This is a genomic window from Skermanella aerolata KACC 11604 (assembly GCF_000936425.1).
GTDB lineage: Bacteria > Pseudomonadota > Alphaproteobacteria > Azospirillales > Azospirillaceae > Skermanella > Skermanella aerolata.
Genome location: NZ_AVFK01000020.1, coordinates 97,708 through 122,888 on the forward strand (window position 1 = coordinate 97,708; position 25,181 = coordinate 122,888).

The following is a 25,181-nucleotide window of genomic DNA, read 5'->3' on the forward strand; positions in this document are numbered from 1 at the left end:
GCTCCGACCATCACTCGGCCAGTTCGCGCATGACCTTGATCAGGTCGGACTTGCCTTCGAAGCCGATGCCAGGCAATTCGGGCATGACGATGTGCCCGTCCTGGACACGCACACCGTCCGGGAAGCCGCCGTAAGGCTGGAACAGGTCCGGGTAGCTCTCGTTGCCGCCGAGCCCGAGGCCGGCGGCGATGTTGAGCGACATCTGGTGTCCGCCGTGGGGGATGCAGCGCGACGGCGACCAGCCGAACTGATCCAGGACGTCAAGGGTGCGCAGGTATTCGACCAGGCCATAGGACAGGGCACAGTCGAACTGCAGGAAATCGCGGTCGGGCCGCATCCCGCCATAGCGCAGGAGATTGCGCGCATCCTGGTGTGAGAACAGGTTCTCGCCGGTCGCCATCGGGCCGGGGTAGAACTCGGACAAGGCGGCCTGGAGAGCGTAGTCCAGCGGGTCGCCGACCTCTTCGTACCAGAACAGGGGATAGTTGCGCAGCATCTTGGCGTAGGCGATGCCGGTCTCAAGATCGAACCGCCCGTTCACGTCGACCGCGAGCTGCGCCTGCGAGCCGATTTCAGTGAGTACCGCCTCGATCCGGCGCTGGTCCTCGTCGATGGGGACGCCGCCGATCTTCATCTTCACGACGTTATAACCGCGGTCGAGGTAGCTGCGCATCTCGGCCCGGAGAGCGGTGTCGTCCTTGCCGGGATAGTAATAGCCGCCGGCCGCGTACACGAAGACCCTCGGGTTCGCCTCGCGGCCCTTGCGCTCGGCCAGCAGGCGGAAGAGCGGCTTGCCCGCGATCTTGGCCGTGGCATCCCAGATGGCCATGTCGAGGGTGCCGACCGCCACCGAACGCTCGCCGTGACCGCCCGGCTTCTCGTTCGTCATCATCGCGGCCCAGATCCTGTGCGGATCGAGGTTGTCGCCGCTGTCGTCGAGCAGGCTCTCGGGAGCCGCCTCGAGGATCCGGTCGCGGAAGCGCTCGCGGATCAGGCCGCCCTGGCCGTAGCGGCCGTTCGAGTTGAAACCGTAGCCGACCACGCGCCGCCCGTCGCGGACGACGTCGGTGACCACCGCCACCAGGCTCGCGGTCATTTTCGAGAAGTCGATGTAGGCGTTGCGGATGGGCGAAGCGATCGGCTTGGTGATCTCGCAGACGTCGATGATACGCATGGATGGTTTCCCCAGGGTAAGATTTGGTTGAAGGCTCCTCATGCGGAAGCCTGACTATCAACTACCTCTGGACGCTGCCGATTGGCCAATGCCAAGATCGGTGCGCCTTATGCAGGATCGGTATCGTCATGGATCTGGACTGGCTCAAGGACTTCCTGGCGCTGGCGGAGCATAAGAATTTCTCGCGCGCGGCGGACGCTCGCAACGTGACGCAACCAGCCTTCAGCCGGCGCATCCGCGCACTGGAGGATTGGATAGGCACTCCGCTCTTCGTGCGGGGCGCACAGGGAGCAACCCTGACGCCGGCCGGCAGCTATTTCCTGCCGCTGGCCGACGACCTGATGCGCAACCTGCATCGGGCGCGCCGCGACACGAGGGCCATGGGCGAGCACGCGGGAACGACGCTGTCGATCGCCGCGACGCACGCCCTCTCGTTTACGTTTTTTCCCGCCTGGATACGCGGGCACATGCGTTTCGAGGCGCTCGGCACCCTCAACCTGATCTCGGACAGCATGGAAGCCTGCGAGGAGATCATGCTCGGCGGCGAGGTGCATTTCCTGCTGTGCCACTATCATGCGGACGCGCCGACGCGCTTCGAGCCTTCCCGGTTCCAGAGCGTCCATGTGGGCGACGATGTGCTGGTTCCGGTCTGCGCGCCGGACGCGGAGAACCGCCCGGTCTGGCCGCTTCCAGGCTCACGGGAAAGACGGACGAGGCTGCTCGCCTACAGCCAGGCTTCCGGGCTTGGCCGGATTTTGGCGGCACATCAAGGCGGCGGGGACGGGATCGCCTGCCTGGAGACCGTCTTTACCTCGCATCTCGCCGCAACGCTGCTGACCATGGCCCGCGAAGGGCACGGCGTCGCCTGGCTTCCCCTGACGCTGGCCGCGGACGACCTGACACACGCGCGTCTGGTACGGGCGGGACCGGAGCAGTTCGATATTCCTATCGAGATCAGGCTTATCAGGGCGTTCGATTGCCGCAACCATGCCGCGGACGAGTTGTGGAATCTTCTGAGCGGGAGCCCCACAAATCACATCGGCTGATTTGAAAAAGCCTGTCCTGCCCGCCTTCACTCCTCCCTGAACGCGGCGCGGAAGGTGTCGCTGACGGGTTGCAGCAGGTATTCCATCATGGTGCGCTCGCCGGTCACGATCATGGTTTCCGCCGGCATGCCGGGCTGGAGCTGGCGGGTGCCGAGCTTGGCGAGTTCCTTCGCATCGACGGCGATCCGGGCGGTGTAGTAGGTGACGCCGGTCCGTTCCTCCGTCATCGCGTCGGCGGAGACCAGCGAGACCGTGCCTTCCAGCTGCGGCGTGGTGCGCATCTTGAAGGCGCTGAAGATCACCTTGGCCGGCAGCCCGGCATGGACGACGTCAATATCGGTCGGACGCACCTTCGCCTCGATCACCAGCCGGTCGTCCCGGGGCACGAGGTCGAGGATCGCGCCGCCGGGGGCGACGACGGCGCCAGGGGAGAAGTAGCGCAGGCGGACGACGGTGCCGGCTTCCGGCGCCGCGACGTCGCGGCGGCCCTGGCGGACCTGGGCGGAGGCCAGCTTCTCCCGCACTTCGGCCAGCCGCATCTGCACCTCGCGTAATTCGGTCGCGACTTCGCGCTGGTCGTCCGCTTCCATGCGGATGATCTCCAGCTCGGCTTCGGCGATCGCTTCGCGGGCTTGGGCGATGCGGTTGGCGTATTCCCCCTGTTCGCCCTCCAGATCGACGGCCTGACGCTTCAGCGCCAGCAGGCGCGGCTTGCGTTCCAAGCCCTTGTCGGCCAACTCCTGGACTCCGACCAGTTCCTCGCGGATCAGGGCCGACTGGCCGCGTCCCGATGCCAGTTGCGCGTTGAGCGCGCCGATCTGGGCGTCGTACTGCGCGATGCGCTGGCGCGTGACGGTGATGCGGCCGTGGAGGGAAGCGCGGCGGCTTTCGAAGATGCGTTCCTGGCCGGTCAGGATCTCGTCCATCTCAGGGTCGGTGCGGAGTGCGGCCAGCAGGGCCGGGAAGATCAGGCGGTCCGCGTGGCGCTGCTCGGCGAGCAGTCTCGCTTCCTGGGCGGCATAGGCGCGGCGCTGGCCTTCCAGCAGGGTCACGACGGAGCGGGTCTCCAGATCGTCCAGCCGCATCAGCACCTGTCCGGCTTCGACATGGTCGCCGTCGCGCACCAGGATCTCGGCGATGACGCCGCCGTCCAGGTGCTGCACCGTCTTGCGGTTGGTGTCCGCCGTGACGACGCCGGGCGCCACGGCGGCGCTCGACAGCGGCGCCAGCACCGCCCAGGTGCCGAAGCCGCCGAAACCGGCGACCGCCATGAAGATGCCGGCTGCCAGCGTGCGCGCGACCGGCGGCTTGTCGGCGAGGACGGCGGCGGTGGAGAAGGCGGCGGGAGATGCATAGGTGAGCGATGTCATGACAGCTTCCTCACGATGCCGTTTGCGGCATAGGCTGGTTCTTGGCGGGGACGGCCTGGACCTGATGGCGGGTCAGCCGCTCGATCACGTCGGCGCGCGGGCCGAACATGTGCAGGCGGCCTTCGCGCAGCATCAGCACCCGGTCGGCCTGGGCCAGGGTGCTGGGCCGGTGGCCGACGATCACGACGGTCGTGCCGGCCTGCTTGATGGCGGCGATGGCGCGGTTGAGCGCCTCGTCGCCCTCCACGTCCAGGGCGGAGTTCGGCTCGTCCAGCACGACCAGCCTGGGCTGGCCGTAGAGGGCGCGGGCCAGCCCGATCCGTTGCCGCTGCCCGCTCGACAGCATGGCCCCGCCGTCGCCGATCTCGGTGTCGTAGCCGTTGGGCAGGCGCAGGATCATGTCGTGGCAGTCGGCCAGCCGGGCGGCGGTTACCACCGCTTCGGCGTCCGGTGTGCGGAGGCGGGCGATGTTGTCGGCGATGGTGCCGGCGAAAAGCTCGACGTCCTGCGGCAGGTAGCCCAGGTGCCGGCCGATGTCGTCGCGCCGCCAGGAGAAGATCTCCGCCCCGTCGAGCCGGACGGTGCCGGCGGTCGGGGGATGAAGGCCGACCAGCATGCGGGCCAGCGTCGACTTGCCGGCGGCGGAATGGCCGATCACGGCCAAGGCTTCACCCGGCGGGACCTCGAACGTTATCCCGGCCAGGATGGGCTTCTGCCCATCGGGCATCCGGAACGTCAGGTTCTCGACCGTCAGGTGGCCCTTGGGGGCGGGCAGCGGCAATCCCGCCGGCCGGCGTGCCGGGCGGTTGAAGAACTCCTCCAGCCGCTGGCGGGCGGCGCGGGCGTTGGAAACCTGCTTCCAGCCGCCGACCGCCAGCTCGACCGGCTGGAGCGCCCGGCCCAGCAGGATCGAGCCGGCGATCATGGTGCCGCCGGTGATCTCGTGGCGGACGACCAGCCACGCGCCCAGGCCGAGGATCGCGATCTGGACCATCTGGCGCAGGAACTTGGTCGCGTTGACCAGCACGGCGTTGCGGGTCATGACGGTGGCCTGATATGTCAGCTGGACTTCGTGATCCGCTTCCCAGCGCCGGATCAGTCCCGGCATCAGGTCCATCGCCTCCACCGCCTCGGCATTGCGGAGAGCGGAGTCGGCGGTCCGCATCGCCCGGCGGTTCGCCATCCCGGCGGCGGACAGCGGCTTGGCCGTGACGTGGCTGTTGACCAGGGCCAGCGCGAACAGCACGACCGCGGCGCCGGCCGCCATGTGGCCCAGGACCGGGTGCAGCAGGTAGATCACCGCCAGATAGACCGGGACCCACGGAGCGTCGAACAGGAACGTGATGCCGCCGCCGAAGAACCCGCGCAGACTGTCGAGGTCGCGGAGCGCGTCCATCCGGTCGCCGCGCCCGGCCAGCACGCCGTCGAGCGAGCGCTCCAGCGCGGGGGCCGAGAGCCGCCGGTCCAGCCACTCGCCGAGCTGGCCGAGCATGCGGGAGCGGACGAAGTCCAGCGCCGACATCAGCGCCAGGGCGCCGCCGGCCGCCAGGGTCAGGAACGCCAGCGTGGCGAGGCTGCCCGACGCCAGCACCCGGTCGAACACCTGCATCATGTAGAGCGAGGAGGTCAGCATCAGGATGTTGATCAGCAGGCTGAAAGCCGCGATCCAGAGGAGAGGTTGGCGGCACCGTCCCAGCGCCGCGGCCAGGGGCCGGTCGTTCGACATGATCAATCGTTCCCGATGGAGGGAGATCAAACCTTGAGGCTATGCGAAAAGCCCCGGCGGAAGGCTGTGCCTCCCGCCGGGAAATCAGCGCGTCCGCGCGGCGTCAGACGATGAACACCGTGTCGATGCCGTGCTGGAAGTCGGTGATGATGTCGCCGGCGCCCTTGTAGAAGATGTCGGCACCGAGGCCGCCGGTCAGGACGTCATGCCCGGCGCCGCCCTTCAGGATGTCGTGGCCCTTGCCGCCGGTGAGCACGTCGTCGCCATCGCCGCCATATAGCTTGTCGTCGCCCGACCCGCCGACCAGGATGTCCTTGCCCTTGTCGCCATAGGCTTCGATATCGACATGGGTCTTGGAAGCGTCGAGCACGTCCTTGCCGTCGCCGCCGTTGAAGACGATCTTGTGCAGGTCGGTGCCGGCGAGGTTCTTGACGGTGAACTTGTCGTCGCCGCCGCCGCCGTTGACCACCAGCTTTTCAATGTTCTTGTCGTTCAGGGTGAACTGCCCAAGGTTGATGCGGTCGAACAGGAAGTCGTTGCCGCCGGCCTTCACGACGAACTCGTCACCCGCCTGATTGGCGCCGTTGACCACCTGGGTATCGGTTCCGGACCCGCCGTTGTTGGTGTCGGAACCGTCGCCGTTGTTCCACACGATGGTATCGTGACCGGCCCCGCCGTTGTGCTTGTCGTTGCCCCGGTTGCCGACCAGCAGATCGTCCCCGTGGTCGCCGTTCAGCTCGTCGTCCGCCGAGCCGCCGAACAGCTTGTCGTTGCCGTCGCCGCCCCAGGCCTTGATCTTGACTTCCGTGGCGCTGCCGTCGAGTTCGTCGTGCCCCTTGCCGCCGTTGAACCAGACTTCCTTCAGGTCCGTACCGGCAAGGCTGTGGATCTTGAAGATGTCCTTGCCGCCGTTGCCGTTCAGCTCGAGCTTCTCGATGTTCTGGTCGTTGAGGGTGAAGGGGAAGGGGCTGACACGATCGAATAGGAAGTCGTGGCCGCCGGCCTTCAGCGCGAACTTCTCGTCGCCGTCGCCGCCGTTGACTTCCTGGACGTCGTGGCCGCTGCCGCCGTCGTTGAAATCGGAGCCGTCGCCGTTGTTCCAGATGATGCGGTCGTGACCGTGGCCGCCATTGCTTCGGTCGCTGCCCCGGTCGCCGATCAGCGTATCGTTGCCGCCCTTGCCGTTCAGGACGTCGTCGCCGTCGAGACCCCGGATCAGGTCGTTGCCGTTGCCGCCGTCAAGAACGTTGTTGCCGTTGTTGCCGATGATCGCCATGGTGATTTCTCCAGTCGCTTTGAAATGAAACCCATGATGGGTCGTTGCATTCGCAAGGGTTTGTCTGTTGTTCGGCGGTGCATTCCGCTTCACGAACCGGATATTGACGGCAACGGACAATGAGAAATGTCACCTGGGTGACAGGCGATTCACTTTTCAGTTCTCTTGTGGGTAAATCCGTTTTCTAATATAGAGCTCAAGTTTAATAAATTATTTCTTGATAAAATGATGCATATGGCAAATACGGTCGGTTTTTCATTTAACGTTGGCGTTGGTATGGAATTCCGCGTTCACTTTGGAGAATCATATCGAGGAGACCGCCCATGGCCATTCAAGCTCACGTCCTTGTCGTCGACGACGAGGTGCTGGCGGCGATGGCGCTTCAAAATGTCCTTCAGCGGCGAGGATTCCGTGTCAGCGTGGCGGGAGACGGGCAGCAGGCGCTGGAAATCTGGAACCGCGACCCGGCCGACGCGGTGGTCACCGATCTGAAGATGCCACGCATGACCGGCGACGAATTGGCGGTGCGCCTGCGCACCCTGGCGCCGCATCTGCCGCTGATCGTCGCCAGCGGCTACCTGTCGGAAACGGTCGAGCAACGCCTGCGCCACGATGTCGACGATCCGATCGAGATCTTCACCAAGCCGATCAATCTGGCCGGCGTGCTTCGGGCGCTGAGCACGATGCTGGCGCGCGAGAGGCCGGATCATTAGGGGCTGACTTATACCAACCGCGTTTGAGCCTGACTGGTCTGGGACGTTAGATGTCGGGCTGAAGAGGCCCGACCTACGTCAGCGTGCTCGTGTACAATGGCGGAGCGCCGGTCAATAGGATTGCACGCTTTCGTAGGTCGGGCCTCTTCAGCCCGACAGCTCTGCTGGAATTCAACGGTTAAGCTTCAACGCCGTTGGCGTCTTGGCGTTCCTGTGCGTCCTGCCCCGCCCCTTAAGTAATGACCGAGGGCTTATCGCGGCCGGTCCGCTTCGAGATTCCGGCGACCGCGTCGGCCGTCGCGATCAGGCCGGCCAGCGCTTCCTGCGAATCGAGCTCCTGTTTCGCCGGATCGGGCTCATAGCGCTCCATGTAGACGCGGAGTGTCGCTCCTCCCGTGCCGGTCCCGCTGAGGCGGTAGACGACGCGGGAGCCGTCGGCGAAGGAGATGCGGATGCCTTGGCGCTTCGAGATCGAGCCGTCGATCGGGTCGCGGTACTCGAAGTCGTCGGCGGTCTTGACCTCGGCGTCGCCGATGCGGGTGCCGGGCAGCGTGGGCAGGGATGCTCGCAGGTCGGCCATCATGGCGTCGGCCGTCGCGTTGTCGATGTCCTCGTAGTCGTGGCGGGTGTAGTAGTCGCGGCCGAGTTCCCGCCAGTGCTGACGGACGATCTCGCCGATCGGCTGGTTGCGGGCGGCCAGGATGTTCAGCCACAGCAGCACCGCCCACAGTCCGTCCTTCTCCCGGACATGGTCGGAGCCGGTACCGGCGCTCTCCTCGCCGCACAGGGTCGCCTGACCGGCGTCGAGCAGGTTGCCGAAGAACTTCCAGCCGGTCGGAGTCTCGAACCCCGGGATGCCGAGCTTTGCCGCCACCCGGTCGGCGGCCCTGCTGGTCGGCATCGAGCGCGCTATGCCGCGCAGACCCCCGGCATAGCCGGGCGCCAGATGGGCGTTGGCCGCAAGGAGCGCCAGGCTGTCGCTCGGCGTGATGAACAGACTGGGACCCATGATCATGTTGCGGTCGCCGTCGCCGTCGGACGCGGCGCCGAAGTCCGGTGGGTTCGGCCCGGTCATGGCCGCGACCAGATCGTGAGCGTGGACGGGGTTGGGATCGGGATGGTGGCCGCCGAAGTCGGGCAGGGGCGTGCCGTTCAGCACGGTTCCTGCCGGAGCGCCGAGACGCTTTTCCAGAATCTCGGTCGCGTAGGGGCCGGTGACGGCGCTGAGCGCGTCGAACACCATGCGGAATTTTCCGCCCTGGGTACCGCCCTGGCTGCCGCCCCGGAACAGCGAGCGGATCTGGTCGAAGTCGAACAGGCTCTCCATCAGCTCGGCATAGTCGGCGACCGGGTCGATGATCTCGACCGTCATGCCTTCAAGCTGGGACGTGCCCAGCCGGTCGAGGTCGATGTCCGGCGTCTCGACCGTGCGGTATTCGGTGATTTCGCCGGTTCGCTTGAAGATCGCGTCGGTGATCTTCTCCGGCGCGGGGCCGCCGTTGCCGGTGTTGTACTTGATGCCGAAATCGCCGTCGGGACCGCCCTGGTTGTGGCTGGCCGACAGGATGATGCCGCCGAACGCCTTGTATTTGCGGATAACATGCGAGGCGGCCGGCGTGGACAGGATGCCGCCCCGGCCGATCAGCAGGCGCCGGATGCCGTTGGCGGCTGCCATCCTGACGATGATCTGGATGGCTTCGGGATTGTAGAACCGGCCATCGCCGCCGACTACGACCGTCTGGCCCTGGATGCCATCGTCGCCGCTGCCTGACATGACGTCGAAGATGGACTGGATGAAGTTAGCCACGTAATGCGGCTGGCTATAGACGGTCACCTTCTTGCGAAGCCCTGAGGTGCCGGGCTTCTGGTCATTGAAGGGAGTGGTCGGGACGATCACCGGAGCCATTTTCTCGATTTACCCTTAGACTGTAATGCTGCCGAGCGGCACGGGAGAGCGGTGGCCCTCGACGATGACGATGCCGGTTTCGGTGACGTGGTAGTGCTTGGCGTCCTCTTCCAGGTCGTAGCCGATCACGGCGCCTTCCGGGATACGGGCGTTCTTCTCGATGATCGCGCGGCGGATCTTGGCCCGGCGGCCGATATCGACATTGTCGAAGATGATGCTGTCCTCGACCAGCGCTCCGGAATGGACGCGCACCCAGCGGCCGACTACCGAGCGCTTGACGATGCCGCCCGATATGATGCAGCCGCCCGACACCATGCTGTCGATCGCCTGACCCCGGCGCTGCTCCTCGTCGAAGGCGAACTTGGCGGGCGGGTCGGAATAGCCCGACGTCCGCAACGGCCACTGCCGGTTATAGAGGTTGAGGGGAGGATCGATCGCCCGCACGTCCATGCTCGCTTCGTAATAGGCGTCCAATGTGCCGACATCGCGCCAGTAGGGCATGCCCTCCGGCGGGTCGCCGGCGATGCGGTTGGTCTGGAAGTCGTAGGCGAACATCTCGACCTTGCCGATCAAGGCGGGCAGGATGTCCTTGCCGAAATCATGGGAGCTTTCGGGGTTCTTGACGTCCTCGTAGACCATCTTGAGCAGGAGTTCGCTCGAGAAGATGTAGTTGCCCATCGACGCCAGCACCTTGGTCGGGTCGCCAGGCATGGTCGGCGCGTCTTCGCGCTTCTCGACGAAGCCGATGATCCGGCCGTCCTTGTCGACCTCGATCACGCCGAACTCCTTGGCGTATTTCTTGTCGACCGGGATCACGGCTATCGTGACGCCGGCGTTCTTCTTGGAATGGAACTCGACCATCTGCCGGATATCCATCCGGTAGATGTGGTCGGCGCCGAACAGCACGACGAGGTCGGGCTTGGACTGCTCGATCAGGTTGGCGTTCTGGAAGACGGCGTCCGCCGTGCCGCTGTACCAGGTCTCGCCCGGCGAGCGCATCTGCGCCGGCACCGGGATGATGAACTGCTCCTGAAGCAATCCGCCGAACTGCCAGCCGTCGCGCAAGTGTTGCAGCAGCGACTGGCTTCGGAACTGAATCAAGACATAGATCGAGTAAATTCCGGAATTGATGAAATTACTCAAGACGAAATCGACGATGCGGTATTTACCGCCAAATGGCACCGCCGGTTTGGCACGCTCCCTGGTCAGTGGGGATAATCTTGTGCCTTTGCCACCGGCCAGGATCAATCCCATAATCTTCAACTGCATCGTGCTGTTCCTTCTCTTGGCGCCTGATGGTCGCGGACACCGTGGGCATGCCTTTCGCACTTCGGTCCGAGTATAACAATCAGGGCGGAAAAAGGGAGCTTTGTTGCAGCGCAGCGATGCTTTTGTTCAGAGGGTTAACCCCTCCTCGCTGGCATTGCTTGAATCATCTTGAATTAATAATCACGTCCGGTTTGCTGAGTTTTCATGCTGGGTTTGGGAGATGGCCGCCGCTGTCCGTTCTTTTCAGCGCGCTCTTTACTGCTCTCACCAGTTCAGGAATGGTGAAGGGCTTCTGAATCGCTATAGTATCTGGGCTGAGCGATCGGCCGATCAAAGGATCGCCTGTCACGAATACGTATGGAATATGTATGGACCGGTTTATTTTCGTCATGGCCGAGACACCGCTTCCCCGGCGCAGCCACTCGTCGACGATCATAAGGTCGGGGTTGTACTGAATGGCCGCCGCTACCGCGGCGTCTTCGGTGGTCGCGGTGGCGCATATTTCATACCCCATTTCCTGGAGCACCTCGGCGAGAAGCATGGAGATCACGGCCTCGTCCTCCACGATGAGGACGCGGGGCGTGCCGCCGGCTCGTGCCATCCCGGAAGCGCCCGCCTGCCGGCCGGTGCGATTGTCGATCAAACGCCCATCGTCCATGTTCATCATGCTGAAATATCCAGTCCGCATCCAGCCGGCCCGGCAATTCGCTCCAGCGACTTGTGTATTCCGGGCAAGACTAAAGTTGGGCGAATGTTTACATCCGCCTTGTTCCATTTAAACATATCCGATGGCGCAGACCGGATAGGAGGGTCGGAATCTACTCATGCCCGGATTTGCCTGGATACGGGGACCATGTGTCATTTCAACACGGCTGCCTGTGACGGATGAGTGGGGATGCGTCACAGTAGATATGTGGTAGTATCAAATTACACGCGGTTACCCGCAGGAATTCGCCGTGCCCGACGGACGGAAACATCTGGAAAACGACTGTCTAATGTCTGGAACGCCATCCAATCCGGCCGAGTCCGTTCCGCTGCCGAGTCATGCCCTTCCAACATCGACGGGAGAGACCGGTGATGCCCTGGACTTCTCGATCGTCGGCATAGGCGCCTCGGCGGGTGGTCTGGATGCTTGCCGGAAATTCGCGGACGCCCTGCCGGCCGGCAACGGCATGGCCTTCATCCTGGTGCAGCACCTCGACCCCACCCATGAAAGCATGATGGTGGACCTGCTGGCCGACAATACGCCGATGACCGTGGTTCAGGCGGTGGATGGCATGCCGGTGGAGCGGGATCACTTCTATGTCATTCCGCCTGGAACGTATCTCTCGGTGGCAGGCGGAGCCCTGCGTCTTTCAGAACCGCTGGCGCGGCACGGTGCGCGCCTGCCTTTCGATTTCCTGCTGCATTCGCTGGCGGAGGAATGCGGCGAGCGGGCCGTCTGCGTGATCCTGTCCGGAACTGGGGCCGATGGCAGCCTTGGACTGAAGTCGGTCAAGGAACTGGGGGGACTGGTGATCGCCCAGGACCCCGCCGAGGCGGCCTATGACGGCATGCCGCGCAGCGCTATCGCAACCGGTCTGGTCGATATCGTTCTGGCCGCCGCCGATATCCCGCGGAAGCTGGTGACCTATGACCGGCGCATGAGGCTGACGCGCCGGCCGGGAAATTCTCCTGCCCAGTCCGAGGGAGGCGACTGGCTGCCCGCGATCATCGAGTTTCTTCGGACCAATACACCTCACGACTTCACTCTATATAAGCAGGGCACCTTGCGGCGCAGGACCGAGCGCCGCATGGCGATGGCCGCGATCGAGCCGGAGGAGTCCGGCCGCTATCTCGATATTCTGAAAAGCGACCCTAAGGAGCTGGACCTTCTGGCCAAGGACCTGCTGATCAACGTCACCAGCTTCTTCCGCGACGGCAAGGTGTTCGATCTTCTCGCGGAAAAGATCGTTCCCGGTCTGGTCGCCGGGCGGAAGTCCGGTCAGCCGCTACGGATCTGGAGTGCTGGATGCAGCTCGGGCGAGGAGACCTATTCTCTCTCCATGCTGTTCCATGAACGGATCGCCGCCCTGAACCCGAGCCTGAAATTGCAGGTCTTCGCCTCCGACGTCGATCCCGATGCCATAGCCTACGCCAGGGAGGGGCTTTATCCTGAAACGATCGATGCGGAGGTTTCCCCGGAGCGTCTGAAGCGCTTCTTCACGAAGGAGGATCATGGTTACCGGGTAACCTCCGCACTGCGCGAGTCGGTGGTGTTCACGGTTCAGGATGTGCTTGCCGATCCGCCTTTTTCGCGGCTCGACTTCATTTCCTGCCGCAACCTGCTGATCTATCTCGGTGCGGAAGCGCAGGCCAAAGTCATTTCGCTCTTCCATTTCGCTCTGCATGAAGGCGGTCTGCTGCTGCTGGGGAACTCGGAAACGATCGGCGCCGCCGAGGGGCGCTTCGAGGTGATTTCCAAGCAAGAAAGACTCTACCGGCGCAACGGCGGCCACGGCAAACCGGCCGAGCTGGGCTTCGCGATGAACCCCGGCGGCGGAATGCGGATGCCCACGCGTCCGGGACAAGGCCCGGCATCCCCGCGCCCCGGCGTCCTGGCCGAACTGTGTCAGCGTCTCGTCATCGACTCGTGCGCACCGGCAACCGTCCTGATCAACCGTAAGTATGAGTGCCTTTATTTCCTGGGGCCGACCGACGCCTATTTGCAGGTGTCGCCGGACTACCCGATGCACGATATCATCGCCATGGCGCGTGACGGCGTCCGGACAAAACTCAGGCAGGCGATCCAAAGGGCTTCCCATGAAAACACCCGGATCGTCCTCGACGGCGGCAAGGTAACCCGCAACGGCGACCTGTTCTCGTTCAGCATCGCCGCCCAGCCCGTCTCGAACGATGGCGAAGAGTTCCTGCTGATCTGCTTCATCGACGGGCCGAAGGTGGAGCGGAAGCCGGACGGTCAGGCTGTCTTGCAGGATGTTCCACGCGTCCATGAGCTTGAGCGTGAGCTGGAGGCCACGCGGCGCGACCTTCAGGACGCCATCCATAACTTCGAAGTGCTCAGCGAAGAGCAGAAGGCGATCAACGAAGAAGCGTTGTCGGTCAACGAGGAGTATCAGTCCACCAACGAGGAACTGCTGACGTCGAAGGAAGAGCTGCAATCGCTCAACGAGGAGCTTACCGCGCTCAACACCCAGCTTCACGAGACCCTGGAGCGGCAGCGTACGGCGTCCAACGATCTTCAGAACGTCCTGTACAGCTCCGAGGTCGCGACGCTTTTTCTCGATATGGACCTCAACATCCGCTTCTTCACGCCGGCCACCAAATCGCTTTTCCGCGTCATCTCCAGCGATATCGGCCGCCCCCTGGCGGATCTCAAATCGATCTCGGCCAACGACACTCTCATGGCCGATGCGGCAATCGTATTGCGGACGCAGGCCCGTGTCGAACAGGAGATCGAAACTCTGGACGGCTCCTGGTACATCCGCCGCGTGATGCCCTACCGCACCCAGGAGGGTGGGGTTGAGGGCGTCGTCGTCACCTTCGTCGACATCACGGAGCGAAAGCGCGTATCCGATGCGCTGGTGGTGGCGAAACAGGAGGCGGAACAGGCAAGCGCCGCGAAGTCGCGCTTTCTGGCCGCGGCCAGCCATGACCTGCGCCAGCCGCTTCAAACGCTGACACTTCTTCAAGGACTGCTCGGAACGGCCGTGGAAGGCGACAAGCCGAGGAGGCTGCTGGAGCTGTTCGAGGCGACGCTGGCGGCGATGTCGGGGATGCTGAACACGCTGCTCGACATAAACCAGATCGATGCTGGCATGATCCATCCGGATATCGCCAGCTTCCCGGTCAGCGACCTACTGGACCGGCTGAAGAGCGAATTCACCTATCATGCGCAGGCCCAGGGAATCGATCTGCGCGTGGTTCGGTGCGGCGCCACGGTCAGGAGCGACCGGAACCTGCTGGCGCAGATAATCCGCAATCTGCTTGCCAACGCGTTCAAGTATACCCGGCAGGGCAAGGTGCTGCTTGGCTGCCGCCGCCGCGAGGGACGCATCGTCATAGAGGTATGGGATACCGGGATCGGCATCCCGGAAGGCGAGCTTCAGTCGATCTTCGAGGAGTACCGCCAGCTTGACAACGCGGCGCGCGAACGGAAGCGGGGCATGGGGCTCGGCCTCTCCATCGTTCAGCGTCTGGGCAACCTGATGGGGCATCGTGTCGGCGTTCGCTCCTGGCCCGGCAGGGGCTCGGTCTTCTCGATCGAAGTGGAGCTTCAGACGACAGGGGTAGTATCCTTGCCGGGAAGCCCTGTCGGGGACGGTGCCGTCACGTCGGCGCAAGCCGTCCATCGGACCGGAAAGATCCTGGTCGTCGAGGATGACAGCGAAATGCGCGACTTGCTGGAACTCATCCTTACCGACGGCATGCATCGCGTAACGACGGCTCCCGATGGCGTCTCGGCGCTGAAACTGGCGATGCGGGACTCTTTCCAGCCCGACCTCATGATCGCGGACTACAATCTGCCGAACGGAATGGACGGGTTGACGGCGGCGGTAAAGCTGCGCCAGCATTTTAACCGCGATATTCCGGTCATCATCATGACCGGCGACATATCGACGGACACCCTGCGCAGCGTGGCGCTGGAGCGGTGCGTGCAACTGCACAAGCCGGTAACGGGTGCGGATTTGCTGAAGACGATACAGCGGATGCTTGCGAATTCGCCCGCTGCCGCCGCACCGGCGGACGCCCCGCCCGGCTCATCCGTGATCTTCGTCGTGGAGGACGACAACGCCGTACGGGCGGGGATCAGCAGGGTGCTGGAGGAGGGCGGCCACGTCGTCGAGAGCTATGCGGACGGCGAAACTTTCCTGGACGCCTATCATCCCGGCCATGGATCATGCCTGTTGCTGGACGCCAATCTTCCGGGGATGAGCGGGTTCGATCTGCTGGAGCGGATGTCGGATGCGGGTCACCGCGTGCCGGCCATTATGGTCACTGGAAACAGCGATGTCCGGACGGTGGTCCATGCCATGAAGGCGGGAGCTTCAGACTTCATCGAGAAGCCGGTCAGCCGGGAAGAACTGCTTGCCAGCGTCAGGCATGCGCTCGAAGAATCGCGGGATGAGAAGGTGATCGTCTCACGGCGGGAAAAGGCTGTTTCGCAGTTGTCCAGCCTCACCGAGCGTCAGCGGCAGATCATGGACATGGTCCTGGACGGTCATCCCAGCAAGAACATCGCCGCGGATCTTGGCATCAGCCAACGCACCGTCGAGAACCACCGGGCCGAGGTCATGCGGAAGACCGGCACGAAGTCCCTCCCGGCGCTGGCTCGGCTGGCGCTCGCCGCCGCCCGGAAAGGCGGCGACGAACCGGCGGCGTGAGGCGGCTTCCGGTTCCTCCGGGGATCAGGAGCGTTTGCGGCGGTTGTCCCAGACCGCGGAGTCCGGATCGTCGGCCGGCAGGCGGCTGAGGATCTGGTTGCAGATCGCCTCGGCACTGCGGTCGTAGACCTGCCACTGCGCCAGGGTCAGCTTTTCCCTGAGCATCAGCATGCGGCCGACGAGATAATGCTCGCTCAGGCCCAGCTTGACGGACACCGTTTTCAGCTTCGAATGCTCGCCCATGATAATCTCCATCTGCCGCAGCCGGCGGTTATGCTTTGTCAATATGTCGGGGCAGGAGGAACCCTTACGCCGAGACGGCGTACAGGTTGCGGGTTGGGGTGGGCGCGCCATCGGCGGTGAAGCCGTTGTTCATGGCCCAGATCGCGGCCTGGGTGCGGTTGTTGACGTCGATCTTGCGCAGCAGGGTCTTCAGGTGGACCTTGACGGTCGCCTCGGTGATGCCGAGCTTGATCGCGATCATCTTGTTGCTGGCGCCGGTCACCAGGGCCTGGAGGATTTCCTGCTCACGAGGAGACAGGCCGCGGATCGACTGCTGCGGGCTGATGGCGTTCATGTCCAGCAGCATGGAGGCGAGGTTGGTCGGGAACACCTTCTCGCCCAGCATGATGAGCTGGAGCGACTGGATCAGGGCTTCCGGCGAGACGTTCTTGATGAGGAAGCCGTCGGCTCCACCACCCATAGCGGCGCGCAGGACATCCACCGTCAGGTCGTCGGCCAGGACGACGACGCGGGCGGACGGGAAGGCTTCGCGGATGGCGCGGAGGTCGGCCTCGTCCTTCACCGGCTGACCGCTGATGACGAGCTCCGGGGCTGCGTCGGTTACTTCGGCCGACAAAGCCAGATCAATGGTGTTGTACTCCGAGCCTACTTCAAAACGGGTTCCGGCCAGTAGATGCTTAAGTCCTTCGCGGAAAAGACGGTTGGCTTCGATCAGAACGGTGCGGCTATTGTGCGTCATGATTTTGGTTTCCTAAGAATGGCTGCCCAGTAGCTTGAAAATGAGGGCCGGAGTGAAAGTCGTATTCAGTTGGTGTCTTCGTTGGTCTCAATATTGTCTCAAAAAGTGACCGATATAAAGGGAAAATTAATATAATTTTAGGTATAGATTTCGCTCCTGCGGGGGTGCCGCGCCGCCAAAATGCATAGGCTCACCCCATGGCCTTGGTTGAGTGAAGCAGTCTCGGAATTTCTATCAGGGGTTTTGGAACAAAGCGGCGAAGGCGCGCCGCCGCCATCCCGCGTGTCCGGCCGGTAACACCGGACACGCGAAATGAAAAAGGCGGATCCTGCGATCCGCCTTTTTCATTTGAACTATTTCTGATTCTGCGCTGTTATCGCAGTGCAGCAGCGATGCTGCATACGCCTCTTTGGGCGTTTCCTCCCTAAACTCAGGCCGCCTTAACGGGCGGCTTTTTTTTGCACAAATCCCGCCGCTTGCCAACTGCTTATTGTACCAACTTTCTTATATCCGTTTTTTGTAACTATGCCTAAATTTTGATCATACTTTGTGCTGGTGCTTTAGGCGTTTCGCGCGGTCGCGACCGGTCCATGCCCGAGGTAAGCTGAATAATTGTGCAAAAAATGCCCCTTTGGAATTCGCCCGCCGGGCGGGGTGCCGCAACCACTCCCATCGGACGGCCGGGTCCCATAGCCCTAAGCGAATCGATGGGGCATGTTGCGGGTGCGAAGGAACCATAGCGACGGCCGCTCGTTCATTTTCGACAAGGGCCGGTGCTTCATTAAATCTCCGGTCGAAACAATCCAAATTCATCGGACTGCGATATCATGGCGCGATCGGCACGTGCGGGGGCCGCCGCATTGGTGGAACGCTTGGGCGCGTTCCGCCGGGGCGACAGCGGCGCTGCTTCATGGCAAGCGAAGCTCGAAGAGATAACGGAGTTCGGCTCGAACCCGGGCGATCTCAGGATGTTCGGCTTCGTTCCGCGAAAGGCGGGCGCCGGGGCTCCGCTGGTCGTGGCGCTGCACGGCTGCGGCCAGACGGCCGCCAGTTACGACCATGGCATCGGCTGGTCGAAGCTGGCGGACAAGCTCGGCTTCGCACTGCTCCTGCCGGAACAGAAGCGCGCCAACAACTTCAACCGCTGCTTTGGCTGGTTCTGCCCGGCCGACATGGAGCGGGATACCGGCGAGCCGCTGTCGATCCGGCAGATGATCGCCTTCATGGTGGCCCGCCATCGTCTCGATCCGTCGCGCGTCTTCGTCACCGGCCTGTCCGCCGGGGGCGCCATGGCCTGCACCCTGCTTGCCACGTATCCCGACGTCTTCGCGGGCGGCGCCATCGTCGCCGGCATGCCTTACAAGGCGGCCTACGGGCGGATCGACGCGTTGAGCGCCATGGTCCATGGCCGCGTCAGGCCGGCTCTCATATGGTCCGGCCTGGTGCGGAACGCATCGTCGCACCGGGGGAACTGGCCGCGCGTCTCGGTCTGGCACGGAACGGAGGACCGGACCGTCAGCCCCGTGAACGGGGCCGAGATCGTCAAGCAGTGGGTCGGCGTCCACCGACTGTCCCGGACGCCGGTTTCCGTCGACCGGGTCAACGGCCACCGGCGGCGGGCATGGCTCAACCGGTCGGGCGTCGAAGTGGTCGAGGAATATGTGGTCGACGGCATGGCGCACGGGACGCCGGTACGGACCGGCGGCAGGGCACGGTCGGTGATGACCGCACCCTATGTCTTCGACATGGGGATATCCTGCGCCGAGCATGCCGCATGGTTCTGGGGTTTGACGAAGCGCCGGCCGGGACGGTGGACCAAGCCGAAACGGTAATCCCCCGTCAGCGGATAGGGGGCGAGTACATCAGGCCGCCTTCGGTCCAAAGTGCGTTCAAACCTCGTTCCAGCTTCAATGCCGAGCTTTGGCCAAGGTTCTTCTCGAACAGCTCGCCATAGTTACCGATCTGCTTGATGACATTGTAGCCCCATTTGGCGTCGACGCCGAGCATGGCTCCGACATCGCCCGAGGTACCGAGCAGGCGCTGGATGTTGGGGTCGGGATCGTTCAGGTGCTGGTCCACGTTGGCCGAGGTCAGACCGAGCTGTTCCGCCTGGATCAGCGCGTAGACCGTCCACTTCATATAGTCGAACCACTGGTCGTCGCCGTGTGCTACGGCGGGCGCCAGCGGTTCCTGGGAAACCAGCTCCGGCAGGATCACGTAGTCGTCCGGATTGGACGCCAGGGTCGAACGCACGCCCGCCAGACCGGACGCGTCCGTCGTGTACCCGTCGCAGCGGCCGGCGAAGAAGGCGGCGTTGATCTCGTCGAAGGCCTCGATCACGACGGGCTGGAACGTCATCTGGTTGCGCCGGAAGTAATCGGCGAGGTTCTGTTCCGTCGTGGTTCCGGGCTGGACGCATATGGTGGCGCCGTTCAGCTCCTTGGCGGATGAGACGCCGAGGCTCTTGGGGGCCATGAAGGCCTGTCCGTCATAGAAGGTGACGGGGCCGAAGTTCAGGCCGGCGGCGGTGTCACGGCTGAGGCTCCAGGTCGTATTGCGGGATAGCAGATCGACCTCGCCGGACTGCAAGGCGGTGAAGCGCTGCTGCGGCGACAAGGCGACGAAATTCACCTTGCCCTTATCGCCGAACAGGCCGGCCGCGAGTGCCCGGCAGATATCGGTGTCGATTCCGGACCATTGGCCGGTGCTGTCCGGAACGGAAAACCCCGCGACGCCGGTGCTGACTCCGCACCGGATGGTGCCTCGCTTCTTTATGGCGTCGAAGACCTGTCCGGCCTGGGCAGGTTGCGCCGCCAGCAGCAGGGGCAGGGCTACCAATGCTGGAGCCAGGGAAAGAAGTGGCAGCCCCTGAAGGAGGGCTCTGATTTTAGTAGTAAGCATTGTCGGTTCCGCTTCTCCGGAGGAGGACCAGCCGGTCGTCGATCGACCGGCGTCTCCTTAACGAAGATGACGAGCCTTCGGGTGCGCAGGCTCGAGCAGCTGACCCCGAAAATCGGCTGCGGCAAAACAAGCGGCCAGTTTTCCGCTGCGTCGCAGCAAGATTATTGCGACAGTAATGCTGACGCAGTTGTTTGATTACTTCATTCGCAAATCATATTCGCCCGGCACGTTTGGCGCGCAGGTATTTCGCAAACTGCTTCCAGTATGGTGCATTTCGTCGCATGAGCCTTGGTTGGCTGAACCTATCCGCGAAACGCAAGGCTGCCACCGGAATATGGTATACAAAATACGCAATGTGGCATTTGACATCCCAAGCTGTTTGGAGGCATATTTACTGCACTGCACAACGAACCACTTGCTACCGGAGTTGATGACATGTTGACCGAAGCCACCGTGAACATTGTGACCCTTCTTGCCCTGATCGCCATCGTTCACTTCGCGGTAACCGCCATCATCGCGCGCAAGCTGACCCGTGACGAATTGAACGCCGACGCCGTCGAAAAGACCCGGACCGTGTCGTTCAACCAGGGCGCTGCCAACGACGGTTTCCGCAAAGCCGCCTGATACGGTAATGGGAAACAAAAATCCTTGCCAGTTGTTGAGATGCCGTCAATTCGCACAATCATCATTGCGGGCGGCGTGATGGCCTCGACTCTGGATCAAGGAAAGATTTTGAATGACCGCGCGCGATCGCAAGCAATTAGAAGTCGATTTTCATAACTGTATTACTTGGCTGATAAGTTTGTAGCGGCTGTTTATCGATGTCGCTGCGAGCGAATGCCGGTATAGTCTCACAATGTCTACCTGAGACTACTATTCCGTTGATCCTGTCACAGTTTCGCAGCCGGTCGCTCGACCGTCCGCCTGCCTCCCGATTGCGCATCAGCGTCACGATACCGGCTCAGAACGAGGAAGACCTCATCGAGGACTGCCTGCACGGCCTCAAGGCCCAGGTGGACAGGTGGGGCGATCCCCTCGACCCCGATCTGTACGAGGTCATTCTGCTGGTCAACAACAGCACCGACCGGTCGGTCGAGATCGCCCACCGTTTCGCGTCGCTGTATCCCGACTTTCGCCTGCACATCATCGATATCGTCTTGGCGCCGCGTCACGCCCATGTCGGCTGGGCGCGGCGGCTCGCAATGGAGGAAGCGCTCGGCCGTTTCCGCCATATGCGGCATCCGGGAGGCGTGATCGCGGCGACCGATGCCGATACGGTAGTGGCGCCCGACTGGGTGACCGAGACGCTGGCGGCGGTCGATGCCGGCGCGGACGGCGTCGGCGGCAAATTGATGCTGCCGCCGGTCAGCCTGCTCGATGCCGAGCCGCGCCTTCGCGAGGCGACGATGCGCCACCGCCGCTATGAAAGGCTGACGCATCGTTTGGCGTCGCTGCTTGACCCCGATCCGTTCGACTGCTGGCCGCGTCATGGCGACCATGGCGGCGCCAGTCTGGCCGCAACCGCCCACGCCTATGTGCGGGCCGGCGGGATGCCCGCCCTTGCCACCGGCGAGGATCAGGCCTTCTATGCGAGGCTCAAGCGGACCGGCGCCCGCTTTCGCCACAGCAACCGCGTGCGTGTCTTCACCTCGGACCGGCAGGACGGCCGGGCCGCCGGCGGCATGGCCGCGACCCTGGCGGGTTGGCGATCGCACCTCGCGAACGGCAACGATATCTTTGTCGAATGCCCGGATGCGGTCGTCGGCCGGCTGACCGCGAAGCTCCATGGGCAGGGGAACCGGGTGCCGCTCGATGAAGCGCTTCCTGCCCTGGGCCGACGAGTCATGGAGTTGCGATAATCGGGTTGTGCCGCGTACATGGGGCCAAGATGCCGCACTGGCGGAAATGGCGGCGGTGACGTAGGGGGCCGGAGGCGGATCGACCGCATACATCCGCAGGAAGCCGGCGCCGCCTTCATGACTCAGCAGCACGACCTTTTGTTTCGGGCACTCGTCGACGACGTCGCACGGGCAGCCGTCCTGATCCGCGACTATCTTCCGGAAGCCATCGCCTGCCGCCTGTCCGATGAGTTGCCCGTCCTTCTGGACGGCAGCTTCGTCGACAAGACCCTGACGCCGAGTTGGACCGACCGCCTGTTCTCCGTCAGGCTGCGCGACGGCGGGACCATCCTGGTTTACGTCCTGCTCGAGCACAAAAGCTTTCCGGACCCGAAGACCCCGCTCCAAGTGCTCGGCTACATGGTCGACATCTGGCAGCGCCTCGTTGACGGCGACCCTGGGACGATCCGCAAGCTGCCCCCGATCGTGCCGCTGGTTTTCTACCATGGACGGAGCAACTGGAAGGTCCCGACGTCGATCGTCGATTGCTTCGACGCCGATCACGGTCTGGCGGAATATCTGCGCGACCTGCGCTACTACGTCCGCAACATCGGCTACATCCCCGATGACGAACTTTCCGCCGATCCGGAAATCCGGTCCGGCCTGCTGTCGCTGAAGCACGTATACCGGGACGGCGCCGACCCCGAACCACTTCTTCAGACCATCCTGTCCGGCCTGCGCGACGGGACGCCCTTTGAAGAGCAGGTGATCCGTTATATGCTCGAAATGTATCCGCTGATCACGATCGACCTCCTGGTCAAGGTGGCTCACCGGATCAAGCCGCACCGGGAGAAGGACATGGTATCACTCGCCGCACAGGAATGGATCCGGCAGGGCATGGCCGAAGGCGAAGCAAAAGGCGAAGCAAAAGGTGAAACCAAGGGCAAGATCGCCAGCGTCCTGATCACCCTTGAAGCCCGCTTCGGAGAGGTCCCCGGAGAAATCGAGGCGCGAGTCCGTCAAACGGCTCCCGAGATGCTGGACGACATGCTGCGGCGCGCCTGTACGGTGACGTCGCCCGAAGCACTGTTCTCGGACCAAGCCCGGCACTGACTGCCGGCCAAGCGGAAGATCACCCGGCCTTCCGCAACAAGGTCAGCCGATAATCGCCGGTCGAGCGGTCAGTTACGGCCTGGAAGCCTGGGTTGGCCAGAAGCCGCTCGTGGACTTCGTCCCCCGTCAGGGGGTAGTCGGTCTCGCGGACGTAGTGAACCAGCAGCAGTGCTCCCTCTGTCCGAAGCAGGTCGTGGCACCTCTGCGCCGCCTGGTCGAGGTCCGGCATCGACAGGTAGTAGCCGACTTCGGACATGAGGATCAGGTCGAACGATCCTTCCCGGCTCTGGTTCGGGAATTCCATGCGCTCGAAACGGACATGGGGCAGGTCGGCGTTCCGCTCGACCGCCTGGGCGAGGGCCAGCGGAGATATGTCGACCGACAGCAGCGACGCGCAGCGCGCCGCGAGCTGGCGCGTCAGGACTCCGATCGAGCAGCCGATCTCGAAAGCGCTGTCATAGCGGGCATCGCCCAGGGCCTTCAGGGTGTCCTCGTACTTCGCCGCTTCGTAGGCGCTGCTCGCGAAGCGCCAGGGGTCGGGGTCGCGCCGGTAGATGTCGTCGAAGTAGCTGCCGGGCAGGGACGGTTTCATGGGATGGCCTCGAGGTATGTTTCCCATGGCAGCTCGAAACGCCGGAGCATGGCTGGCTCCAGGCGAAAGCCGCCGGGATCGTCGGCGATCAGATTGGTCGTCTGCGACCGGTGGCAGGAGATGGCCCGCAGTTTGGCGGCGAGCACCGGTGCGATATCCAGGCGCCGGGGCTGGAACCCCGCAGGCACCGCCGCCGCCGCCTCGTCGTTCCAGATGACGTATTCCAGCAGGCGGACCGGATGGCCGGCGCGTTCGATGACGGCGGCCGCCAGGGCGAAGGCCGCCTGATGGTCGCAATGGGGATCGTCGCGGAAGGATACCGCGATCGTATCGACGCCGCCGGGCGGCAGCGCCGAAGCGACGCGACCGACCGCTTCGGCGAAGGCGGAATTGCCGGGATGCGGCACGGCGGTATCCGGCAGCCGCAGGAACACGGGCTCCAGGGGCGACCCCAGCGCCGCGACCGCCTCCCGCGTTTCCTCCTCCCGGAGCGCCCGCAGCCGCTCCGGCGGATAGGATGGGGAGTTAGGGTGCGACCCCGTACCGTCGCTGACCACGATGATCGCCGGGGGAGCGCCGATGGCCGCCAGCCGCGCGATCAAGCCGCCGCAGCCGAGACTTTCGTCATCCGGATGAGGGGCAAGGATCGCGACCTTGCCCAGGGTCGAGAGCGGTTCGAGGCCGCCGTCCAGGGGCGGGGTCATCCGGCGTTCCCGCGTGCCAGCACGTGACGTCCGACCGCCGCCAGCGCCGCATCGGGAGCGGGCTGCCGCAGATAAGTCGTGAGGTCGCGGACCCGGCGCTCCAGCGGATGGGGCCTGAGCAGCCCGGCGACGCCGATGCTGCGGACCGCATGTTCCATGACGTCCAGGCAGATCCGCTCGATGGCGGTCCGCGTCATGTTGGCTAGATGGACCGCTTCCGTCGCCGCTTCGGCATCGAAGTCCGGTAATCCGAAGACGAGGTCGGCGGCCTCCGCCGCCCGGATCAGCCAGGCCCGGCCGCTCTCCACCAGCACCGCCATGGAACCGACCCGGGCGGTCTGGTAGGGATCGCCGTCGCGGCCGGTCCTGCGGAGATGTGTGATCGTCTCGTCCAGCAAGGCTTCGGCCCCGCCGAGCTGGACGGCGGCGAAGCGGACCGCTCCGCCGGAGAACCAAGGCTGGCGCTGGTAGTCTCCCGGTGCTCCGATCAGGTCGTCGGGGCGGACGGCGACATCGGCGAGCCGGACGGCCCCGCTGACCGAAGCCGCCATGCCGAGGGGCGTCCAGGCGGAGGCATCCGCTTTCAGCGGCAGTTCGTCGGCGCGCAGCAGGCACATCCGCAGACCATCTTCTCGGTTCGACTGCACGGTGACGATCGGTCGGCTGATCTGGCCGACGCCCGAACAATAGGTCTTTTCCCCGTCCAGGACGGGTCCGGCATCGCCGTCGAGCAGGTCGATTCCACGGGCGCCCTGGGTATTCCAGACCGCGAACATATGGCCGGCGGCCGTGTCGAGCGCCGCTTGCCTGAACTGCGCCTCCGTCCCGAACTGTGCTACGAGTTGCAGGGCGTTGCAGTGCCCCTCGTAGAGCCGGCCGACCGACAGGTCGACGCGGCCCACCGCCCTCAGCGTGTCGAGCAGCGGGCGCATGGTGCCGGGAAGCAAGCCCAGCCCGCATCCTCCATAGTCCGGAGGCAGGGGAGCCGACAGCAGACCGGACTGGGTCAGCGCTGCGACCGCTTCGGTTGGGAAACCGTCTTCCGGAACCGGGGACGTGATGGTTTCGGCGAATTCCGCCACGCGCTCGCGCGCTGTCGTCGGAGTGTATCGGATGCCGGAGGCGGCGGCGTTCGGTATGTTCATGAAAGCCTAACGCCCGGCCAGGGCGGAAAGCTCCATGACCGG

Annotated in this window: 20 protein-coding genes; 7 read left to right on the forward strand and 13 right to left on the reverse strand. The window is 63.9% G+C overall.

Going from position 1 to position 25,181, the window contains the following annotated elements; all coding sequences use genetic code 11:
* Positions 1-10: 10 nt before the first annotated feature.
* Positions 11-1,174: a mandelate racemase/muconate lactonizing enzyme family protein gene (locus N826_RS22415; protein WP_044432484.1), complete on the reverse strand. Its 1,164-nt coding sequence runs from the start codon at positions 1,172-1,174 to the stop codon at positions 11-13.
* 128 nt (positions 1,175-1,302) lie between these two features.
* On the opposite strand from N826_RS22415, the gene N826_RS22420 reads away from it, so the two are divergent.
* Positions 1,303-2,220 (forward strand): LysR family transcriptional regulator, encoded by a 918-nt coding sequence (locus N826_RS22420; RefSeq protein WP_044432485.1) that lies wholly within the window; start codon positions 1,303-1,305, stop codon positions 2,218-2,220.
* Between the two features lie 26 nt (positions 2,221-2,246).
* Here the strand turns inward: N826_RS22420 and N826_RS22425 are convergent, their stop codons facing one another.
* The 3 genes from N826_RS22425 to N826_RS45770 all read right to left on the reverse strand — a co-directional run bounded on the left by N826_RS22425 (position 2,247) and on the right by N826_RS45770 (position 6,592).
* The gene (locus N826_RS22425) at positions 2,247-3,590 is read right to left on the reverse strand and encodes an HlyD family type I secretion periplasmic adaptor subunit (protein WP_052831813.1); all 1,344 of its coding nucleotides are present in this window, start codon (positions 3,588-3,590) and stop codon (positions 2,247-2,249) included.
* 10 nt (positions 3,591-3,600) lie between these two features.
* Positions 3,601-5,316 (reverse strand): type I secretion system permease/ATPase, encoded by a 1,716-nt coding sequence (locus tag N826_RS22430; RefSeq protein ID WP_044432487.1) that lies wholly within the window; start codon positions 5,314-5,316, stop codon positions 3,601-3,603.
* A 103-nt stretch (positions 5,317-5,419) separates the two neighbouring features.
* Complete coding sequence (locus N826_RS45770) at positions 5,420-6,592, reverse strand: calcium-binding protein (RefSeq protein WP_052831815.1); 1,173 nt, start codon at positions 6,590-6,592, stop codon at positions 5,420-5,422.
* 323 nt (positions 6,593-6,915) lie between these two features.
* On the opposite strand from N826_RS45770, the gene N826_RS22440 reads away from it, so the two are divergent.
* Positions 6,916-7,305, forward strand: a complete 390-nt coding sequence (locus N826_RS22440; RefSeq protein WP_044432488.1) for a response regulator — start codon at positions 6,916-6,918, stop codon at positions 7,303-7,305.
* 232 nt (positions 7,306-7,537) lie between these two features.
* On the opposite strand, the gene N826_RS22445 is transcribed toward N826_RS22440, so the two are convergent.
* From N826_RS22445 to N826_RS22455, 3 genes are all read right to left on the reverse strand, one after another.
* The gene (locus tag N826_RS22445; protein WP_147040931.1) at positions 7,538-9,211 is read right to left on the reverse strand and encodes an alpha-D-glucose phosphate-specific phosphoglucomutase; all 1,674 of its coding nucleotides are present in this window, start codon (positions 9,209-9,211) and stop codon (positions 7,538-7,540) included.
* Between the two features lie 15 nt (positions 9,212-9,226).
* Complete coding sequence (gene glgC / locus N826_RS22450; protein ID WP_280178487.1) at positions 9,227-10,540, reverse strand: glucose-1-phosphate adenylyltransferase; 1,314 nt, start codon at positions 10,538-10,540, stop codon at positions 9,227-9,229.
* 142 nt (positions 10,541-10,682) lie between these two features.
* Complete coding sequence (locus N826_RS22455; RefSeq protein WP_211099348.1) at positions 10,683-11,147, reverse strand: response regulator; 465 nt, start codon at positions 11,145-11,147, stop codon at positions 10,683-10,685.
* Between the two features lie 328 nt (positions 11,148-11,475).
* On the opposite strand from N826_RS22455, the gene N826_RS22460 reads away from it, so the two are divergent.
* On the forward strand, positions 11,476-15,864 hold the full coding sequence (locus N826_RS22460) for a chemotaxis protein CheB (RefSeq protein WP_084721042.1): 4,389 nt from the start codon (positions 11,476-11,478) through the stop codon (positions 15,862-15,864).
* Between the two features lie 24 nt (positions 15,865-15,888).
* Here N826_RS22460 and N826_RS22465 read toward each other — a convergent pair whose 3' ends face one another.
* Together N826_RS22465 and N826_RS22470 are read right to left on the reverse strand one after the other, a co-directional pair.
* Positions 15,889-16,107, reverse strand: a complete 219-nt coding sequence (locus N826_RS22465; RefSeq protein ID WP_044432490.1) for a hypothetical protein — start codon at positions 16,105-16,107, stop codon at positions 15,889-15,891.
* Positions 16,108-16,171: 64 nt separating this feature from the next.
* Positions 16,172-16,846 carry a LuxR C-terminal-related transcriptional regulator gene (locus N826_RS22470; RefSeq protein WP_044432491.1) on the reverse strand — a complete coding sequence of 225 codons (675 nt, stop codon included), beginning with the start codon at positions 16,844-16,846 and terminating at the stop codon, positions 16,172-16,174.
* Between the two features lie 827 nt (positions 16,847-17,673).
* Between N826_RS22470 and N826_RS22475 the strand changes: the two genes are divergently transcribed.
* Entirely contained in the window at positions 17,674-18,678 is a 1,005-nt protein-coding gene (locus tag N826_RS22475) for an extracellular catalytic domain type 1 short-chain-length polyhydroxyalkanoate depolymerase (RefSeq protein WP_084721044.1), read from the forward strand.
* Between the two features lie 7 nt (positions 18,679-18,685).
* Here the strand turns inward: N826_RS22475 and N826_RS22480 are convergent, their stop codons facing one another.
* Positions 18,686-19,747: an amino acid ABC transporter substrate-binding protein gene (locus tag N826_RS22480; protein WP_052831822.1), complete on the reverse strand. Its 1,062-nt coding sequence runs from the start codon at positions 19,745-19,747 to the stop codon at positions 18,686-18,688.
* Between the two features lie 435 nt (positions 19,748-20,182).
* Between N826_RS22480 and N826_RS22485 the strand changes: the two genes are divergently transcribed.
* The 3 genes from N826_RS22485 to N826_RS22495 all read left to right on the forward strand — a co-directional run bounded on the left by N826_RS22485 (position 20,183) and on the right by N826_RS22495 (position 22,698).
* Entirely contained in the window at positions 20,183-20,371 is a 189-nt protein-coding gene (locus N826_RS22485) for a hypothetical protein (RefSeq protein ID WP_044432494.1), read from the forward strand.
* Between the two features lie 257 nt (positions 20,372-20,628).
* A complete protein-coding gene (locus N826_RS22490) occupies positions 20,629-21,606 on the forward strand; it encodes a glycosyltransferase family 2 protein (RefSeq protein WP_052831824.1) in 978 nt (325 codons plus the stop codon).
* Positions 21,607-21,723: 117 nt separating this feature from the next.
* Positions 21,724-22,698, forward strand: coding sequence for an Rpn family recombination-promoting nuclease/putative transposase (locus N826_RS22495; protein ID WP_044432495.1), 975 nt, complete (start codon positions 21,724-21,726; stop codon positions 22,696-22,698).
* Between the two features lie 19 nt (positions 22,699-22,717).
* On the opposite strand, the gene N826_RS22500 is transcribed toward N826_RS22495, so the two are convergent.
* The 3 genes from N826_RS22500 to N826_RS22510 are packed head-to-tail and all read right to left on the reverse strand — an operon-like array spanning position 22,718 to position 25,139.
* Positions 22,718-23,290 carry a class I SAM-dependent DNA methyltransferase gene (locus tag N826_RS22500; RefSeq protein ID WP_044432496.1) on the reverse strand — a complete coding sequence of 191 codons (573 nt, stop codon included), beginning with the start codon at positions 23,288-23,290 and terminating at the stop codon, positions 22,718-22,720.
* Positions 23,287-23,994: a PIG-L deacetylase family protein gene (locus tag N826_RS22505; protein WP_044432497.1), complete on the reverse strand. Its 708-nt coding sequence runs from the start codon at positions 23,992-23,994 to the stop codon at positions 23,287-23,289. Before N826_RS22505 ends, N826_RS22500 begins: the two co-directional genes overlap by 4 nt.
* Entirely contained in the window at positions 23,991-25,139 is a 1,149-nt protein-coding gene (locus N826_RS22510; RefSeq protein ID WP_052831826.1) for an acyl-CoA dehydrogenase family protein, read from the reverse strand. Before N826_RS22510 ends, N826_RS22505 begins: the two co-directional genes overlap by 4 nt.
* Positions 25,140-25,181: the final 42 nt, after the last annotated feature.